This is a genomic window from Pengzhenrongella sp. (assembly GCF_036565025.1).
Lineage (GTDB): Bacteria > Actinomycetota > Actinomycetes > Actinomycetales > Cellulomonadaceae > Pengzhenrongella.
Map to the genome: position 1 here is coordinate 1 of NZ_DATCNW010000460.1, position 2,365 is coordinate 2,365.

At 73.2% G+C, this 2,365-nt stretch carries 3 protein-coding genes; 1 reads left to right on the plus strand and 2 read right to left on the minus strand.

Translation table 11 applies throughout. The annotated features are described in order from the left end of the window. A partial coding sequence (locus VIM26_RS25875) for a 5'-3' exonuclease (protein ID WP_414696587.1) occupies positions 1-423 on the minus strand: 423 nt, incomplete at its 3' end. On the opposite strand from VIM26_RS25875, the gene VIM26_RS25880 reads away from it, so the two are divergent. Further along, positions 422-739: a hypothetical protein gene (locus tag VIM26_RS25880; protein ID WP_331956209.1), complete on the plus strand. Its 318-nt coding sequence runs from the start codon at positions 422-424 to the stop codon at positions 737-739. The genes VIM26_RS25875 and VIM26_RS25880 overlap by 2 nt on opposite strands. A 223-nt stretch (positions 740-962) precedes the next feature. On the opposite strand, the gene VIM26_RS25885 is transcribed toward VIM26_RS25880, so the two are convergent. Then, on the minus strand, positions 963-2,365 hold a 1,403-nt coding region (locus VIM26_RS25885; protein ID WP_331956210.1), incomplete at its 5' end, for a hypothetical protein.

The following is a 2,365-nucleotide window of genomic DNA, read 5'->3' on the forward strand; positions in this document are numbered from 1 at the left end:
CCGCCGGTCGGCCGGCACGGCGCCCTCGCGTGCGACCAGGGTGCCGATGACGTCGTCGGCCTCGTACCCCGGCACCCCGACCCGCGCGATCCCGAGCGCGGCGAGCACCTCGACGATGACCGGGATCTGCGGGGAGAGGAGGTCGGGCACCTCCTCGACGTCGGTCGTCCCGGCGACCACGCGGTGCGCCTTGTAGGACGGGATGGCCGCGACCCGGAACGCCGGCCGCCAGCTGTCGTCCCAGCACGCCACGATCCGGATCGGGTGCCGGCTCGTGACCAGGCGCGCGGTCATGTCGAGCAGGCCGCGCACGGCGTTGACCGGGAGGCCGTCGGGCGAGCGGATGCTGTCCGGGATCCCGAAGAACGCGCGGAAATACAGCGAGGCGGTGTCCAAGAGCAGCAAGGGACTGCGGTCCGTCATGGCCGTCACCCTAGGCGATCCCACCGACGCCGCGGCAGGTGAGGGACCGAATCGCGGCCGCGGGGGCGTGTGGGTGGCTCGCGTGATGGCCGTGCGCCGGTACCTCGAAACCCATCGCACGGGTCACCTGAACGACGGCGACGACGAGACCGAGATCGACGACCGGATCGCCTCGTGGGCCGCGGAGCTCCAGTCGCTCGGGGCAGCGTGCGCGCCGGGCACGGTCATCGAGCGGTGGTGGGACACACTCACCCCACGCGGGTCCGGGCCGCTCGGGCCGCAGAGCCGTCCCGGCCGGCGACGGACGAGATGGTGATCCCCGACGAGTGAGTGCGGACCCCGGGGACAGAAAGGACGACCCGACGCATCCGCAGGGGGCTGGGAACGTCGGGCCGTCTCCATTATGTTAGCGCCTCATTTGCCGTGTTCGTGTCGTTTGGCCAAATCTTCACGTTCGGAGTAGTAGCCGGCGCCGCCTCCCGGGCCGGTGCGGCCGGCCCGCCGCGATGAGCGCGCGGTGAGCCGGCCGACGGCGGGTGCTATTTGGCCGTCGTGAAGTCCAGGTGGGCGTCGGTGACGGCGACGACCGACCAGGTCTGGCCGTCGGCCGCACCCGACAGCGCATATGCCGGCAGCAGCACAGTTGCTCCGTCGGGCAGCGTGTACTGCGCCAGGCCGAGGCGGGCCTTGGTGAGCGTCACCTTGGTGACCGGCCACCCGAATGCACTGCCCGCCCGCACCGTCGGCGGGACGGTGCGGGGCGGAACCTGACCGACGTCGGGCGTGGCGCCGGTCGTGTTCTGCTCGGTGACCGTCGGCTTGTCGTTCGCCACCGCGCCCTTCGCGGACGCGTACATGATGGGCCCGCCCGAGTAGCTGGGACCGAAGCGAGGGTCCATCAGCCGGGACACGGCGTCAGTCGGGCTCACAACGTCGTAGCTGCCGAGCGAGTGGACCGGCGCGAGCGCTCCGTACAGCGACTGCAGGCTCGCGCCGACGAAGCTGAGGCTCCAGGTCACCCCGGTGCGCTCGCCCCCGACCACCTGGTACGCGCCTACGGAGCTGAACTGCCTCGTCACGGAGGCCTTCTGAATCGTGCCGGTGCCCTGCGCCTCGTACTCGTACGCGTCGGCGTCCAGGCCGAGCGCGCGCAGCAGCTCGCGGGCCTTCGCGACGGCGGCGGCACCCTGCGGTGCAGGGTCGGCGGGGGTCGTGGTGCAGGCCGGGGCGGGGACCGGCACCATAACGCCGCCGGGGTTCACACCGCCGGAACCGGTCGAGCCCGAGCTGACGGAACCGCCCGAGCTCTGCGGCGTGCTCGGCGCGGCCTTGCCCTCGGGGGTCGCCGTCGGGCAGTTGGATACGTCCAGTGCGGGGTTGTAGTAGTTGAAGCTTGCGAGCCCGTCGGGCTGGAGCTGGAGCTGGGGTCCGCTGCCGTCGACCGGGCCGACGGTCCACGCTCCGTCGACGACGGACGCGGTGGCCTTGACGCCGAGGACCTTGGCCAGCCGGTTCGCGGTGTCCGCGGAGAACACCCGGCCGGGGTCGTAGGCCCAGGCCTGCGCCGACCCGGCCTTGTCGGACAGCCCCGACGCGGTGAACACGGTCCGGCCGCCGTACCAGGGCGCGATCATCGCGCTGCTCATCCGGTCCGTGGCGTTCGCCTGCGCCGGGGCGTTGGGCCCCTTCACCCCGGTGGACGGGCCGAGCTCGGAGCCCTGCAGGGCAGTGCCCGGCCCACCGGCCCCCTGCTGGGTAGCACCCTGCTGGGTTCCCTGCCCGCCCAGGACGATCGCGGCGCCCGCCGCGGTCGGCGAGGCGCTGCGGTTGCCGACCGCGTAGCCCGCCGAACCGAAGACGAGCGCACCCGCGGCGACGGCTGCGACCGCCATCCACCTGCTGCGCCCGCGGCGGGCCCGAGCGGCGGCGAGCTCGTCGACCG

Bases quoted from the DNA above. Each gene is read 5' to 3' on its own strand.
- VIM26_RS25880 (WP_331956209.1), top strand. From the start codon at position 422: ATGGCCGTCACCCTAGGCGATCCCACCGACGCCGCGGCAGGTGAGGGA.